Here is a 15,960-nt window from a genome sequence, read left to right as displayed (position 1 = left end):
CGGCGTCGTCCGCTCTGCAGTACGTCGGTGTGTCGAAACGCGGACCTGGTCAGGCGGGGGTGCCGGCCATTTCCGCCTGCCGCTCCTCCACGAGGGTGGCAACCGCGGCGAACAGCGGGTGGCCGGGTACCAGCCCGGTGATCCTTTCCGTGGCGTCGGTGGGGCTGGCCGAGGCCAGGATGGCTGCCAGCTCGGTGGCCTCGGTGTCAGCGGGGTCGTTGAACCGGAGCGCCGCCGCGATCGCACCGAGCAGGGCCTCCGGCACCACGCCACGTTCGGCCAGTTCCGCTGCCGGGCCGATGAACCGCTCATTCCGGCTCAACTTCCGCAGTGGCGCCCGGCCCACCCGGTTGACGGTGTCCGGCAGGTACGGGTTGGAGAACCTGACCAGGATTTTCTGGACATAGGCTTCCTGCTCGTCGTTGTTGAATCCGTGCTTGGCCACCAGGAGCTGCTTGGTTTCCTCCAGCACAGCGCGGACATCCTCCGCAACATCCTGGTCGGCCATGGCGTCCGAGATCTTCTCCAGGCCCGCCTCGAACCCGAAATAGGCCGCGGAGGCGTGCCCTGTGTTCACGGTGAACAGCTTCCGCTCGATGTAGGGCGAGAGGTTGTCCACGAAAGTGGCGCCGGGGATCACCGGGACGGAGTCACCAAAGGCGGTGCGGTCGATGACCCATTCGTAAAAGGTCTCCACCGTGACGTCCAGGCCCTGCCCGGCCTCCTGGTTGGGCACGATCCGGTCCACGGCGGTGTTGGCGAACACTGCCTTGCCGTCCAGCGCTGCGGCGGTGGCACCGGGCTGGGCGGCCACCTCCTTGGCCAGGATATCCGTGGCGTTGATCGCGTTCTCACAGGCCATCACCTGCAGGGGAGCCCGGCCGGGCTCCCTCGCAACGATGCCCTTGGCGATCACGGGCGCCACGAACTTCAGGATGTGCGGACCCACCGCGGTGGTGACGATGTCCGCCGTGGCAATCTCGGAGACCAGTTCCGCTTCCTGGGCGTTGGAGTTCAGCGCCCGGAAGTTGTCCACGGTCCGCACGGCGGGGTTCTCCCCCACCTCGTGCACGGCATAGCTGTCCGCTTCCTTGAGCCGGTTGATGAGGTCCTCGGCCACGTCCGCGAAAACCACTTCGTAGCCGGCATCGTGCAGGAGCAGCCCCACGAAGCCGCGGCCTATGTTGCCGGCCCCAAAATGTACTGCCTTCACTATGCGTTGACCTTTCCGAAGAGCTCCAGGACTTCATCCTCGGACGTGGCGGCCTCGAGCCGGGCAACCTGTTCCTTGTTCGTGAAGACCTTGGCGATGGAGGACAGGATGTGCAGGTGCTCGTTGTTGATGCCGGCAACGCCAACCACGAATTTCACCTGCTTGCCGTTCCAGTCGATGCCTTCCGGGTAGCGGATTACGGACACGGCCGACTTGCGGATGTGGTCCTTGGCGGCGTTGGTGCCGTGCGGGATGGCCAGGAAGCTGCCCATGTAGGTGGACACGGACTCTTCCCGCTCGTGCATGGCGGCGATGTAGCCCTCGTCCACGGCACCGCGGGCCAGCAGGAGGCGGCCGGCCTCGTCGATCGCGGCGTCGCGGGTGGTGGCCGAACCGCGCATGACCACGCTCTCGCGGGCCAGGATGTCTGAGCTTCCGCTCGCCGGGGCTCCGGCTGCACCTGCTGCGGCCGGCGCTGCGTCCACCGGCGCATCGGCGGCGTGGGCACCGTGCGTGGTGCCGGCGTCGGACGTTCCACCCTCGGTGTTGCTCTCCCGGACCAGTTCCACGATCTCGTCATAGCGCGGGCTGTTCATGAAGTTGTCCACGGAGTAGTGGGCGGCGCTGGAGGTGGCCGGCTTGGCCCGCTCGGTGAGGTCCTGGTGCGTGACCACGACGTCGTAGGTGTCGCTGAGGTTGGCGATGGAGGCGTTGGTGACCTTGACGTCCGGGAAGCCCGCCGCCTTGATCTTGTTGCGCAGCACCGAGGCGCCCATGGCGCTGGAGCCCATGCCGGCGTCGCACGCGAACACGATGTTCCGGACCGGTCCGGCCAGCACGCCAACACCGCCATGTCCGGCAGCCGCGGCGCCTGCGGCAGTTCCCGCGCCGGCACCGGTCAGGGTGGAGGCAACCGAGCTCTTCTTGCCCTTCATGGCCTCCATCCGGGCGGTGGCGTCGCCCAGATCGGCTTCGTCGCTGTGCTTGGTGGTGCGCAGGATCAGCGAGGAGACGAGGAAGGACACCGTGGCGGCGAGCACCACGGACAGGATCACGCCAAAGTAGCTGTCCCGCGAGGTCTGTGCCAGGACGGCGAAGATGGAACCAGGCGCCGCGGGGGCCACCAGGCCGGAATTCGTGAGGGCCAGGGTGGCGATGCCGGTCATGCCGCCGGCGATCGTACCCAGGATCAGCAGCGGGCGCATCAGGACGTACGGGAAGTAGATTTCGTGGATGCCGCCCAGGAACTGGATGATCGCTGCGCCCGGGGCCGATGCCTTGGCGGCACCGCGGCCGAAAAACATGTACGCGAGCAGGAGGCCCAGGCCGGGGCCGGGGTTGGCTTCGAGCAGGAACAGGATGGACTTGCCCTGCTCCAGCGACTGCTGGACGCCCAGCGGGGTGAGGACCCCGTGGTTGATGGCGTTGTTCAGGAACAGGACCTTGGCAGGCTCGATGAAGATGCTGGTCAGCGGCAGGAGGCCGTTGTTGACCAGGAACTGGACAAAGTTTCCGGCGGCCGTGCTGAACGCTGTCACCAGCGGCGAGATGCCGAAGAAGCCCAGCAGGGCGAGCAATGCGCCCCAGATGCCGGCGGAAAAGTTGTTGACCAGCATCTCGAATCCGGGGCGGATCTTGCCGTCCCAGAGCATGTCGATCTTCTTCATGGTCCAGCCGCCGAGCGGGCCCATGATCATGGCGCCGATGAACATGGGGATGCCGGCACCAACGATCACGCCCATGGTGCCGATGGCTCCCACCACGCCGCCGCGGACGTCGTAGACCATTTTGCCGCCGGTGTAGCCGATCAGGAGGGGCAGGAGGTATTTGATCATGGGATCCACGAGGCCCAGATTCTTCACACCGCCCGTCTCGCCGAAACCGCCCAGTTGCGGAACGGGCAGCCAGCCCTTTTCGATGAAGAGGGCGGTGATAAGGCCCCAGGCGATAAACGCCCCGATATTGGGCATGATCATGCCGGACAGGAACGTCCCGAACTTTTGGACATGCACGCGGGCGCTGGTGCGGGGTTTTGCAACTGTCTCTGTTGCCATGTGATTTCCTAACCTCTTTCCTGCTGCTCCGCAGGAGTGGTCCGATGATTACGACGACGTACTGCTGGGTGTTACGGGGTTGCGGGGCTAACCGGCAGGGCTGGTGGAGATCCGGTGCAGCCATTCGAGGAAGAGCTTGAGTTCCGAGCTGGACAGCTGGTCAGAGTGCGAAGCCTGAAGTGCGGCGTTCAGGGCGATCGCTGCCACCACCACCGAGGACTTCCCAGTGCCGCCCGGGGCCGGGCCGCTGGCGGGCTCGGCGGACACCGCGAAGATCATGGCGTCCCGGGTCATGGTGGACAATTCGAGGTTGCGTTCGGAAGCGGGCTCCGCAATCAGCATCAGCGTCACGCCCACGTTGGCGGCCAGGATGGACCTGGCTGCCTCCCTGGGCTGGACGTTCAGCTGGCCCGCCGCCGCTGCCTTGTTCAGCATCTCCTCCATGAGCGCCTCGGCGTCTGCCACGATGGCAGGCCGGCTCTCCGGGCGGATATTGCCGAACATCACCAGGTACAGCTCGGGCTGGTTCAATCCGAACTGGACGTGGTTGTCCCACATTCTCCGGATGTCCTCGAGCGGCTGTCCGGAGGGGGCGAAATCCCTTTCGCCCGCTACATATTCTTCAAACCCTGCGGCGACAACGGCGTCGAATAGACCTTCCTTGTCACCGAAGTGGTGGTACAGGGTAGGAGCTGTAACCCCGGCCAGCTGCGTGATCTGGCGGGTGGACACCGGAGCTCCCGCGGATTTTGCCAGCAGTTCCGCGGCAGCACGGAGCAGCCGCATTTTGGGGGGAAGCTGGCCATCCAAACTCATAACCGCTACCCTAGCACCTATAGCGTTGCTATATGAACTGAATCACATACAATTTTTTCAGGCACGTTTCCTGCCCTGGACGTAGCAGTCCTCCGGCGGACCCGGCATGGCGCCGGAGAACTTGGCGGGCCTGTCTACCGGCAGAGAATGAGGACCTTCAGTGCAGAACTTCCCAGGAGTAGGCGTCAGTCCAGGCCGCGTCATCGGCACCGTCCGGCAGATGCCTAAACCGATCAGTGAGCCTCCCGCCGGTGAACAGCTGGCCCCGGACACCACTGCCGAGGAAGCCACCGCCGCACTGAAGGCAGCCGCACAAGCCGTGCACGACGAGCTGAAGGACCGCGCCGCCCACGCCACCGGCGACGGCAAGGCAGTCCTGGAGGCCACCGCTCTGATGGCCAAGGACACCATGCTGATCAAGGGGGCAGCCAAACTCGTGGCCCGCGGCACCTCCGCCGAACGCGCCATCTGGGAATCCGGCTCCTCCGTCTCCGAGATGCTGCACAATCTGGGCGGCTACATGGCTGAACGCGCCACCGATGTCCTGGACGTGCGCGCCCGGATCGTGGCCGAACTCCGCGGGGTTCCCGCACCCGGCATCCCCGCCTCCAACACCCCGTTCGTCCTGGTGGCAGAGGACCTGGCCCCCGCGGACACCGCAACGCTTGACCCCAACAAGGTCCTGGCGCTCGTGACCGCCGGCGGCGGTCCCCAGTCCCACACCGCCATCATTGCCCGGTCCCTTGGCCTGCCCGCCGTGGTTGCCGCCGTGGGCGTGGACGACCTCCCGGACGGCACCGAGGTGTATGTGGACGGCGCGGCCGGCCTCATCACCGCCGAGCCCGACGAATCCCTCCGGGCAACAGCGGAAGCATGGGCCGCCACGGCGTCGCTGCTGGCTGACTTCACCGGCGCGGGCACGACGGCGGATGGCCACGAGGTGCCGCTGCTCGCCAACGTGGGCGGCGGCAAGGATGCCGAAGCTGCCGCGAAGCTGGGAGCCCAGGGCGTGGGCCTGTTCCGGACGGAGTTTTGCTTCCTCGAACGCGATACCGAACCCAGCGTCGAAGAGCAGGCCGCTGCCTACAAGAGCGTCTTTGATGCCTTCCCCGGCAAGAAGGTGGTCCTGCGTACCCTGGATGCCGGTGCGGATAAGCCGCTGCCGTTCCTGACGGACTCCACGGAGCCCAACCCGGCCCTCGGCGTCCGCGGCTACCGCACCGACTTCACCACGCCCGGCGTCCTGGACCGGCAGCTGGAAGCCATCGCCCTGGCGCAGCAGCAGTCTGAGGCGGACGTCTGGGTGATGGCCCCGATGATCTCCACAGCGGAAGAAGCAGCACGGTTCGCTGCCATGTGCTCCGATGCCGGCATCAACACTCCGGGCGTGATGGTGGAGGTCCCGTCGGCCGCCCTCACGGCCGAGGCCATCCTCCGCGAGGTCGGCTTTGCCAGCCTGGGCACCAACGACCTCACCCAGTACGCCATGGCCGCCGACCGCCAGCTTGGCCCGCTGGCCAACCTGAACACCCCGTGGCAGCCTGCAGTCCTGCGGCTCGTCGGCCTCACCGTTGAAGGATCCCGGGCGGAAGGCCACAACAAGCCTGTGGGCGTCTGCGGCGAGGCTGCCGCCGATCCTGCCCTCGCCGTCGTCCTTACCGGCCTTGGCGTGAGCACCCTGTCCATGACGGCGCGCTCCCTCGCCGCGGTGGCTGCAGTCCTGAAGACGGTGACCCTCTCCGAAGCCCAGGACCTGGCCAAGCTTGCCCTGTCCGCGCCGAGCGCCACCGAGGCGCGGGCGTGGGTCCGGGAAAAGCTGCCGGTATTGGAGGAGCTGGGGCTCTGACGCGTTCGCGGGCACGCCGGCCACGGCGGGATAGGCTACGTCCATGGCACTGATAGCCCCCCGCATCACGGCCGGCCTGCCCGCCGGCGAGGCCCGCAGCCTTGCGTGCGCCCTGGAGGACAGCAATGACATCACCGTCTTCGTGGACGGCACGGTCCACCGCCTGCCCGGCCAGGCCCGGGACGCCGTCGTGGATCTCCTCGCCCGGCTGGGCCGCGGCGAAACGGTGACAGTGAGCAGCGTGGAGGAGATGCTGACCACGTCGCAGGCGGCCGAGCTGGCCGGGATTTCCCACACGTACCTGCGCAACATGACGGACCGCGGTGAGATCCCGGTGGAGTACCGCGGCTCGCACCGGCGGATCCGGACAGCTGACATCATGGGCTGGCTCGAAGGCCAGAAACTTGCGGAGCAAAAACGCAGGCATGACAAGAACGCCGGGGCCGGCGCCGGAACGGGCGAATAGTGCGTGTTACGTGGCCCGGGGGCCGGAAGGAGCCACGGCTGCAATCAGCCGACGTGGAGGCCGACGGGTTCCACGGCCGCATCCTTTGGGCTGACGGAACACCTGCGCCGGGACTGGAAAGCACAGGCGATCCCGCCGCGCCGGCGTACATCCTTATCCACGGCATCGGTGTCTCCCATCGCTACCTTCGGCGCCTGCACGGTGAGCTCGCCGCCGTTGCCCCCACCTATTCCCTGGACCTGCCGGGCTTTGCCGGTACACCCAAACCCGGGCGGCAGTTGTCGGTGGAGGACTACGGCGCCTTCATTGCGCAGGCGTTGAAGGCCTGCGGCATTGGCCCGTACATCCTGGTGGGACATTCGATGGGGGTCCAGTTCGCCATTGAAGCGGCGCTCTACGCACCGGAGCAGGCACGGCGGCTGGTGCTGATGGGCCCCGTGGTCGACTCGCAGCACCGCAGCATCCGGCGGCAGGGCCTGGCACTGTTCCTGGACTCGCTCCTCAGGGAAAGTGCCTCCTCCAACTGGCTGGTCTTCTCGGACTATTTCCGCTGCGGCCCGCGCTGGTACTTCACGGAGCTTCCCGTCATGATGGCCTACCCCACGGAGCTGCGGCTGGCGGGCATCAACGTGCCCGTGCTGGTCCTGCGCGGAAAGCATGACCCGGTGGCGGGCGCCAAGTGGTCGCTCCGGCTCTCGCGGGTTGTACCGCAGGGCAGCTTGGTTGAGATTGGCCGCGCAGGGCATGTGGCCCAGCACGTGCGGCCCCGGCAGGTTGCGGACGCCATCAGATCCTGGGCCGCGCCGCCCAGCGCCGCATCTTGAGTGCAGCGTGCAGCTCCAGGCGGGGCATGCCCTTCAGCGGGTCCACGCCCAGCAGCTGCCGGATCCGGCCCAGCCTGTTGTAGATGCTGCTGCGGTGCAGGTGGAGCCTGCCCGCCACGTCCTGCACGGAACCGTCGTTGTCATACAGGAGTTCCAGGACGGGGATGAGCTCGTCATTGCGGTCGTGGTCCTCAAGCATCCGGAAGTACACCGAGCCGGAATCCGCCCAGGCCCCCACGCCTCCCCCGGCCGACGCGAGAAGCTGGTACACGCCCGCTGCACGGCAATCCACCAGTTCACCCAGCTGGGGGTCCACGGCTGCCGCCTGCGCTGCTACCCGCGCCTGCCGGTATGCCTCCGGCAGCTGGCGGGTCTTGGCGAACCCCTCACTGATGCCCAGGATGATCCGGTGGACCGGTCGGCCGGAGCGCTTGGCAAGCTCCAGCTGGTAGTGGACCAGGACCTGGGCGTGGTTGGCCCGGCCTGTCGACTCGCGGAACAGCACCACGGAATGGGTCTCCGTGCCGGCGCTGAAGAGGGCGGCATCCATCCCCACAGTTGCCTGGAGAGCAGTTGAGCGGTGGATCAGGGTGGACGCGATGGGGTCCGGTCCGCTGGACCAGCCGTCGGCATCGAGTACCGTGACCATCTGCCACGGCCCCCGGCCCTGGACTTCCTTCCAGCCGGCAACGGCGGCCACGGCGTTGGGTTCGCCCGCGCAGGCGGCGAGGAACTCCCGCTCCCGGCCCCGCCGGAATTCAGATTCGGCCGTATTCGAGTCGAGCAGGAGGCCGGACAGCAGCTCAAGCTCGTGGTTCACGCCCGGCAGCTGGGTGAGGATCGCCGTCGGGCTTTCCTCCGCGGAGTCCTGCTGCACCCAGAGGTAGCCCACGCGGAAGCCCCGCACCATGAGCGGAACGCAGACCCGGCCCAGCATGCCCAGGTCCGGATTGGCCGGGACCACAACGGGCCGCACGGCGGTGGCGATGCCGTGCGAAAGCTGCCACGCACTCACGTCCGCCGGGACTTTCTTGCTCAGGAGGAAGTTCACCCGCACCCGGTCGGCATGGGACTGGTTGGAGCTGTAGGCAAGCAGCAGGCCGTCCAGGTCCTCGAGGGACAGGCCGCGTCCCAGCTTCTGCGCCACCTGTTCCACAAGTTGTTCCACACCCTGCTGCTGCATGGGCCAACAGTACTGCCTGGAAAGCGCCGCGGACGAACGGACACGAGGCGACACCTGACGCTTCACGCCTCGACAGATGTCGAATCAAAAGCGGTCAAAACCGCGGAATCACGCGGCTCCCGTGCCCGCTTCCTGGCCCCCGGCATGTCAGGTGGCTCACAGCGGGATTTATCGTTGAAACACGAAATCCCTTCCGTTTTGACGGCCTACCGGCCCCACACCCTGGAGCAGACGATGATCATCGGCGTCCCCAAAGAAATCAAGAACAACGAATTCCGCGTGGCCATCACCGCGGCCGGCGTCCACGAGTTCCTCACCCACGGCCACACCGTCCTGGTGGAGCGCGGAGCCGGGCTGGGATCAGGTATAACCGATGAGGAATACTCGATCGCCGGCGCTGAGATCGTCAACGAGGCGGACGACGTCTGGGCCCGCGCGGACATGGTGATGAAGGTCAAGGAACCCATCAAGGCCGAGTACCACCGCTTCCGCAAGGGCCTGATCCTCTTCACCTACCTGCACCTGGCTGCCGAGCCGGAGCTGACCAGGGAGCTCATCAACTCCGGCGTCACCGCCATCGCGTACGAGACCGTCCAGGAGGGCCGCTCACTGCCGCTGCTGGCCCCGATGTCCGAGGTCGCCGGCCGCCTGTCCGTCCAGGTGGGGGCCACCTCGCTGATGGCTCCGGCCGGCGGCAAGGGTGTCCTGCTGGGCGGAGTGCCCGGTGTTCGCCCCGCCAAGGTGGTTGTCCTGGGCGCCGGTGTTGCCGGCACGAACGCCGCAGCCATGGCGCTGGGCCTGGGGGCAGACGTCACCATCCTGGACATCAACATCAACCGCCTGCGCGAGCTGGACGCCCAGTACCAGGGCCGGCTGAAGACGGTCGCTTCCAACAAGTACGAGATCGAGAAGTCAGTGGTGGACGCCGACCTGGTGATCGGTTCCGTCCTGATCCCGGGCGCCAAGGCTCCCAAGCTGGTCACCAACGACCTCGTGGCCCGGATGAAGCCCGGCTCGGTCCTGGTGGACATCGCCGTGGACCAGGGCGGCTGCTTCGAGGACACGCACCCCACCACGCACCAGGAACCCACCTACAAGGTGCACAACACCATCTTCTACTGCGTGGCCAACATGCCCGGCGCCGTGCCCAACACCTCCACCTACGCGCTGACCAACGTCACCCTGCGCTACGCCGTGTCCCTGGCCAACCTGGGCGTCAAGGCCGCGTTCGACCGCGACCCCGCCCTCGCCGCCGGCCTGAACATCGCCGCCGGCCACGTGGCACACCACTCCGTGTCCGAGGCCCACGACCTGCCCCTCGTCGCCGACTGGCACGAGCTGGTTTCGGCGTAAGGCCCCTCATCGATTGCTCCGTACGCGCCCTTTTGAACCCTCAAAACGGCAGATGCGGAGCAATCGATGATTGGTTTAAGCCAGTTCCCGGGCGGCCTCGATCAGCTTGAGGACCTCGACGGCGTCTTCCGGGTTTACCGGGAGGGGCCGGGCTGACTTTGCGCCGCCGTCGAGGATCTTCTCCGCCAGGATCCGGTAGAACTCGGGGTACGCGCCGCGTTCGGTGGGGAGGCGGTCCAGGTGGCCGTCGCGGCCCAGGAGGCCTGCCCATTCGGGCGCCTCCTGGCCGTAGTCGGGATCCAGGGGATTGCCGCCGGCCGCCATATATGGCTCCTGCGGGTCAACGCCGTTCTTGGTGAAGCCCCCGATTGAGCCCAGCACCCGGAAGCGCGGGCCCTGCTGCGCGCACAGCATGTTCATGGTCAGGTGGCTTGTCACACCGTAATCGTGCCGGAGGACCAGGAAGACGTCATCATCCGCCCGCTCGTCCGACCGCCGGGCCGTCAGCTCGGCGTGCAGCACGGTGGCCGGGCCAAACAGTTGCAGCGCCTGGTCAATCAGGTGGCTGCCAAGATCGAACAGGACCCCTCCCCCGTCACCAGCCGTGGCCCGCGCCTTCCAGGCTTTGCCGATGGCCGGGGACCACCGCTCGAAGCACGATTCGAACCTGGTCACGTTGCCAAGGGCCTGGGCGGCCAGCAGCTTGCGCAGCGTGAGGAAGTCACCATCCCACCGCCGGTTGTGGAACACGGTCAGCACCCGGCCCAGCTGCCGCGCCAGGTCAACCAGTTCCTGCCCCTGCCCGCTGGTGACCGCGAAGGGTTTGTCCACCACCACGTCCAGCCCCGCCTCCAGCGCCGCTTTGGCCAGCGGATAATGCGTCGCTGGCGGGGTCGCCAGGACCACAAGGTCAAGGTCAGCTGCCTGCTCAAGGACGGCGCCGCCGTCGCGCACCACTGCCGCCCCCGGAAGCCGGGATGAGGCAGCCGCCCGCCGCCCGGCGTCGGACGTGGCCACGACGTCGAGCGAGTAACTGCTGTTGGCCGCCAGCAACGGCGCGTGGAATACGCTGCCGGCAAGCCCGTAGCCGACGACGGCGGTGCGGATGGTGCGGCGGTCGCCTTCAGTTCCGGTCATGGAAGCTACGCTACCCCCGGCCTGGCACCGTTGGACAAGCACAGTGAAACGCCGAAGCCGGCACCCCCGGGTGTCCAGGGATGCCGGCTTGGGCGTTATGCGGCTACAGCCGGGGTGTTACTTCTTTTCCCAGCCGATGGTGGTCCAGTCCGGAACCTGCGAGAGGCTCTGGAAGAGGGACGGGCCGTAGTTGGCCAGGCCGGTGCGGACGAAGGAGATCTGCGGGCCGTTGAAGACCACGCCCATGGAGTAGTACTTGGCCATGTGCTCCTTCTCCACATCCATCGCTGCCTTGTTGCGGGCGGCGTTGTCCTCGATGGAGGCGAGGTCGGCGATCTTCTTGTCCAGCTCGGCGTCGCCCAGCTTGTTCTCGTTCGTCTTGGAATCGTAGTACTGCTTCACGGCATCGGTGGCGTCCGGACCAACGGTGTAGCCCGAGATGCTCAGGTCGAATTCACGGCTGCCCAGGACCTTGCCGAAGTCGGCGGAGGCGCGCTGGTCAATCCCGACATCCATGCCGCCTGCCTGAAGCTGCTTCTGGAGGGTCTGGGCCACTGCCAGGGTGGTGGGGTCATCGCCGAAGTTGCTGATCTTGAAGGCGGCGGGCTTGCCGTCCTTCTCCATGATCCCGTTGGCGTTGGCCTTGTAGCCGGCGTCGGTGAGGACCTTCTTGGCGGCATCGGGGCCGGTTTCCTTGACCGGGTAGTTGTCCTGGTAGTAGTCCGAGAACGGCAGGAGCATCATGGAGCCGGAGCTGGGCTCCTCCCAGTTCAGGCCGTTGAAGCGGACCTTGCGCAGGGCTTCACGGTCCACGGCGGCGAAGATGGCCTTGCGGACGTTGACGTCGGTGATGCGCTGGGCGTTCAGGTTCAGGCCGCCGGCAAACAGACGCTGGCCACGACGGATGTCGGAGTCCTTGCTGCCATCAAGCTGCTTGTAGAGGGAGATGGTGTTGGCCGACATGGCGTCAATCTCGCCGTTCTTGAACGCGGCGATCTGGGCGCTGGTTTCCAGCTGCCGGAAGGTTACGTTGGCAAGGACCGGCTTCTGGCCCCACCATTTGTCGTTCGGGACCAGGGTTACGGTCTTGGCGGCGGTGTCGTACTGGTCGAGCTTGAAGGGACCGGCCATCCATTCGGGGTGCATGTTGCCGTTGAAGCCCTCGTTGAAGATCTCGGGGGTGTTGACGGCCGGGTGGATGAGCCCGAAGAACAGCGAATCCACGGGGAAGACCGGGCGGCTGGTCTTGACGATGACTTCCTTGTCATTGCTGCCCGCCTCGACGGAGTCAACGAATTCGTAGGCCCCCGAGCTGACGATGTCGTAGCCGGCATCCGGGCTCTTGAGGATGTTCCAGGTGTTCTTGAAGGCCTTGACGTCGATGGGCGTGCCGTCATTGTAGGTGGCCTTGGGGTTCACCTTGATGGTGATGGTCTGCTTGCCATCCTTGACCTCGCTGTCCACCGACTCACAGAAATCCGTGTTGGGCGTGACCTTGCCCTTGAAGTCCACCTTCCAGCAGCCGCCCGTGCCGCCGCTGTTCATGGCCACGGGGTTCATGGGGACCTGCAGGGCCGAGTTGTCCGCGCTGTTGCCGTTGTTGGAGAACCCGTTGAAGTCCGGCCCGATGTTGCCCAACGGAAGGGTCACCTTGCCGCCCTGCTGCAGATCGGCTGCCGGCTTCTCGTTGATGCTGATCAACTTGGACAGGTCGCTTCCCGATTGCTGTCCCTTGGCTGTTTCGGGGCCGCTGGCACCGCCACCGCCGCAGGCCGTCAGCGCCAGGGCCGCAGCAACGGCTGCAGCTCCGCCGATCCTGTTCAGTTTCCTCATGGTTTTCCCTTCATTGGTGCGAGTGGTGGTGCGTGTGGGTCGAGAAGTCCTAGGGCGCATGGTGGTCCGCCGGTTCGTGGACCACCAGCATGTCCTCGTCCAGTTCCCCGTCCGGAAAGAAGCAGGCGAACTGCTGGTCCGTGGCGGACGCCGCGGCTTCCAGGGGCGGTTCCAGGGTGAGGCACTTTTCCTGCTTGGCCGGCGGCAGCGCCGCGAAGACAGGACAACGGGTGGCGAAGTTGCAGCCCTTGGGTGCCTGCAGCGGCGAGGGCAGGTCGCCCTGCAGGATGATGCGTTCACGGGTGCGTTCCAGCTGGGGGTCCGGCACGGGGATGGCGGACAGGAGCGCCCGGGTGTAGGGGTGGCGGGGGTTGCCGAACACCCGGTCCACGGCACCGATTTCCACGATCTTGCCCAGGTACATGACCGCTACCCGGTTGGAGATGTGGCGCACCACGGAGAGGTCGTGCGCCACCAGCAGGTAGCTCAGGCCCAGTTCGGCGCGCAGGTGGTCCAGGAGGTTGATCACTCCGGCCTGGACTGAGACGTCAAGGGCCGAGACGGGTTCGTCCAGGACCACCAGCTTGGGGTTCACGGCCAGGGCCCGGGCAATCCCGATCCGCTGGCGCTGGCCGCCGGAGAACTGGTTGGGGAAGCGGTTGACGTGGTCCGCCTGCAGGCCCACGAGCTTCATCAGCTCCATGATCCGTTTCCTGATGGCTGCACGGTCCATGCCCGCGTTCTGCAGGGGTTCGGCCAGGACTTCGTACACCGTGAACCGGGGATCCAGGGCGCCCGTGGGGTCCTGGAACACCATCTGCAGCTCGCGCCGCATCTTTGCTTTGGTCTTCGCGTCGGCCGCCTCTTTGTTGCTGAGGCCGCCGATCACCACCTCGCCATCCTGGTCCGGATGGAACTCCATGATTTCCAGGAGCGTGGTGGTCTTTCCTGATCCAGACTCACCGACGATGGAGAAGCATTCACCTTCCCGGATGTCGAAGCTCAGGCCGTCCACGGCCTTGACGGTGCCGATCCTGCGCTTGATCAGGGCGCCCTTGGTCAGCGGGAAATGCTTCCGAACGTCCTTGAGCTGCAGCACCGTGGAGCGCTCCGCCCGGGGGACCGCGTCGAAGCGGGACACCGGCACCGGCGGGGCGGCGAAGACATCGTGGACATCCACCGTCCCGCCGAGCGATTCGGACTTGATGCAGGCCGCCCGGTGCCCTGCCTCGCCGTCCACAGGCGCCAGGGCGGGCTCGCCGTCCAGGCAGGCCTCAGAGGCAAGGGGGCAGCGGGGAGCGAACGAGCATCCGGTGGGGGCGTGGAGCAGGTTGGGCGGCATCCCCTCGATGGGAACGAGTGAGGATTTCTCCGCCACATCCACCCGGGGCACGGCACCGAGCAGGCCCATGGTGTACGGCATCCGGGGGTTGTAGTAGATGTCATCCACTGCCCCGGTTTCCACCGGTTTGCCCGCGTACATGACCATGATGTCATCAGCCATGCCGGCCACTACGCCGAGGTCGTGCGTGATCATCACCACCGCGGCACCGGTCTCCTCCTGCGCCGTGTGGAGCACCTCAAGGACCTGGGCCTGGATGGTGACGTCCAGTGCCGTCGTCGGTTCATCCGCGATCAGGACGCGGGGGTTGTTGGCGATGGCGATGGCGATCATGACGCGCTGGCGCATGCCGCCGGAGAACTCGTGCGGGAAGGCTTTAAGCCGTTCCCTGGGGCTGGGGATTCCCACCATGGCCAGAAGCTCGACGGCGCGGGCTTCTTTGGCTTTCCTGCTCATGGCGGGGTGGTGGATGGTCAGCGCTTCGATGATCTGGGTGCCCACCGTGAATACGGGCGTAAGGGAGGAGAGCGGGTCCTGGAAGACCATGGCGAGGTCGTTCCCGCGGTATTCGCACATGGCCTTGTCGCTCAGCCCCAGCAGCTCCCGGCCCTTGAGCCGGACGGAGCCGGAGACCTGGGCCGTGGGCGGGAGGAGTCCCATGATGGCCAGTGAGGTGACCGATTTGCCGGAGCCGGATTCACCCACGATTCCCAGGGTTTTGCCGGGCATCAGGTCGAAGTCGACGCCCCTGACGGCGTGGACCACGCCGTTCTCGGAACTGAAGCTGACGTTCAGGTCACGGACCGACAGCACTGCGTCGGTAGGGGCGTGCAGTCCTGCCACGTGCAGGCGCTCCACGTGCGACCGCGCGGGTTCCATGGCTCCGGTGGTGGTTTCGCTGCTCATGCCGTCTTCTTTTCCGCGCGGACTGTCCCGGCCTTGGCCTTCTTGGCTTTGCCGGTGGAACTGGAGCTGGGGTCGAACGCGTCCCGCAGGCCGTCGTTCATCATGGCCAGGGAGCCGGTCAGCAGGAACATGACGGCCAGCGGAACCCAGAACATCCAGGGGAAGGTCTGCACCTGGGAGGTGGCGCCGCCGATCAGCACGCCGAGGCTCACGTCCGGGACCTTGATCCCGATGCCGATGAAGGAAAAGGCCACCTCGGCGAGGATGGCAGCCGTGACGCCGCGGGTGATGTCCAGGATCAGGAGCGAGCCGATGTTCGGCACCAGGTGCCGCCAGACGATGCGGCGCGGCGGGACACCCATGTACTGGGCCGCCTTGACGAAGTCACGCTGCATGAGGGACATGGACATGGAGCGGATCAACCGGGCGGTGCCCATCCAGCTGAACACCAGCAGGACGATGATGAGCAGCAGCCATGAGGGAAGGTCGCGCTTGAGGCCGGCACCGCCGCCGCTGGTGGCGACCGCCACCACCAGGAGCGCCGGCATCATGATCAGCGCCTCCAGGATGAACAGCATGACCTTGTCCACCTTGCCGCCGAAATAGGCCATGCTGCAGCCGTAGACAGCGGCGATCAGGACCGATACCAGGCCTACCACCAGGCCTATCAGGATGGAGATCCTGGTGCCCTCGACGGTCATGGCGTAGAGGTCGATGCCGGCCTGGGACGTGCCGAGGAGGTGGTCGGTCGACGGCGGCATCCCGATGTTGAAGGGGTCGATGGTTTCCTTGTCCCACGGTGTGAAGAACCCGCCGATGAACGAGAAAACGGTCAGGGCCAGGAAGATGGCAAGGCCCGCCACTGCCATCTTGTTGCGAAGGAAGCGGCGGAAGATGATGGTGTTTTTGCCAATGACGACGTCGGCACTTTCCAGGTGCGCGTCCTGTGCCGCGGCTGCCGGGTCAACGGCGTTCAGGTTGGTCATG

Annotated in this window: 12 protein-coding genes; 4 read left to right on the top strand and 8 right to left on the bottom strand. The window is 66.3% G+C overall.

Going from position 1 to position 15,960, the window contains the following annotated elements:
• Positions 1-49: 49 nt before the first annotated feature.
• The 3 genes from Q9R31_RS15405 to Q9R31_RS15395 all read right to left on the bottom strand — a co-directional run bounded on the left by Q9R31_RS15405 (position 50) and on the right by Q9R31_RS15395 (position 4,083).
• Entirely contained in the window at positions 50-1,213 is a 1,164-nt protein-coding gene (locus Q9R31_RS15405; protein ID WP_311263581.1) for a mannitol-1-phosphate 5-dehydrogenase, read from the bottom strand.
• Entirely contained in the window at positions 1,213-3,267 is a 2,055-nt protein-coding gene (locus tag Q9R31_RS15400; RefSeq protein WP_311263580.1) for a PTS mannitol transporter subunit IICBA, read from the bottom strand. The genes Q9R31_RS15405 and Q9R31_RS15400 overlap by 1 nt, the downstream gene beginning before the upstream one ends.
• An 87-nt stretch (positions 3,268-3,354) precedes the next feature.
• On the bottom strand, positions 3,355-4,083 hold the full coding sequence (locus Q9R31_RS15395) for a TetR/AcrR family transcriptional regulator (protein ID WP_311263579.1): 729 nt from the start codon (positions 4,081-4,083) through the stop codon (positions 3,355-3,357).
• Positions 4,084-4,243: 160 nt separating this feature from the next.
• On the opposite strand from Q9R31_RS15395, the gene ptsP reads away from it, so the two are divergent.
• From ptsP to Q9R31_RS15380, 3 genes are read left to right on the top strand one after another with little or no spacing between them, the layout of a single operon-like run.
• Positions 4,244-5,929, top strand: a complete 1,686-nt coding sequence (gene ptsP, locus Q9R31_RS15390) for a phosphoenolpyruvate--protein phosphotransferase (protein ID WP_311263578.1) — start codon at positions 4,244-4,246, stop codon at positions 5,927-5,929.
• 43 nt (positions 5,930-5,972) lie between these two features.
• Positions 5,973-6,395 (top strand): helix-turn-helix domain-containing protein, encoded by a 423-nt coding sequence (locus Q9R31_RS15385; protein WP_311263577.1) that lies wholly within the window; start codon positions 5,973-5,975, stop codon positions 6,393-6,395.
• Positions 6,396-6,448: 53 nt separating this feature from the next.
• A complete protein-coding gene (locus Q9R31_RS15380) occupies positions 6,449-7,219 on the top strand; it encodes an alpha/beta hydrolase (protein ID WP_311263576.1) in 771 nt (256 codons plus the stop codon).
• Here Q9R31_RS15380 and Q9R31_RS15375 read toward each other — a convergent pair.
• Positions 7,182-8,402, bottom strand: a complete 1,221-nt coding sequence (locus Q9R31_RS15375) for a helix-turn-helix domain-containing protein (RefSeq protein WP_311263575.1) — start codon at positions 8,400-8,402, stop codon at positions 7,182-7,184. The genes Q9R31_RS15380 and Q9R31_RS15375 overlap by 38 nt on opposite strands.
• A gap of 234 nt (positions 8,403-8,636) precedes the next feature.
• Between Q9R31_RS15375 and ald the strand changes: the two genes are divergently transcribed.
• Positions 8,637-9,755 carry an alanine dehydrogenase gene (gene ald, locus Q9R31_RS15370; protein ID WP_142118425.1) on the top strand — a complete coding sequence of 373 codons (1,119 nt, stop codon included), beginning with the start codon at positions 8,637-8,639 and terminating at the stop codon, positions 9,753-9,755.
• A gap of 75 nt (positions 9,756-9,830) precedes the next feature.
• Here ald and Q9R31_RS15365 read toward each other — a convergent pair whose 3' ends face one another.
• The 4 genes from Q9R31_RS15365 to Q9R31_RS15350 form a co-directional block, all read right to left on the bottom strand.
• Positions 9,831-10,892: a Gfo/Idh/MocA family oxidoreductase gene (locus tag Q9R31_RS15365; RefSeq protein WP_311263574.1), complete on the bottom strand. Its 1,062-nt coding sequence runs from the start codon at positions 10,890-10,892 to the stop codon at positions 9,831-9,833.
• Between the two features lie 117 nt (positions 10,893-11,009).
• Positions 11,010-12,725, bottom strand: a complete 1,716-nt coding sequence (locus tag Q9R31_RS15360; RefSeq protein WP_311263573.1) for an ABC transporter family substrate-binding protein — start codon at positions 12,723-12,725, stop codon at positions 11,010-11,012.
• A gap of 49 nt (positions 12,726-12,774) precedes the next feature.
• Positions 12,775-14,973 carry an ABC transporter ATP-binding protein gene (locus Q9R31_RS15355; protein WP_311263572.1) on the bottom strand — a complete coding sequence of 733 codons (2,199 nt, stop codon included), beginning with the start codon at positions 14,971-14,973 and terminating at the stop codon, positions 12,775-12,777.
• Positions 14,970-15,959, bottom strand: a complete 990-nt coding sequence (locus Q9R31_RS15350) for an ABC transporter permease (RefSeq protein WP_311263571.1) — start codon at positions 15,957-15,959, stop codon at positions 14,970-14,972. The genes Q9R31_RS15355 and Q9R31_RS15350 overlap by 4 nt, the downstream gene beginning before the upstream one ends.
• Position 15,960: the final 1 nt, after the last annotated feature.

Source organism: Pseudarthrobacter sp. BRE9 (assembly GCF_031844305.1).
Lineage (GTDB): Bacteria > Actinomycetota > Actinomycetes > Actinomycetales > Micrococcaceae > Arthrobacter.
The sequence above is the reverse complement of the archived record's forward strand: the minus strand, read 5'-3'. Positions and strand labels throughout refer to the sequence as shown.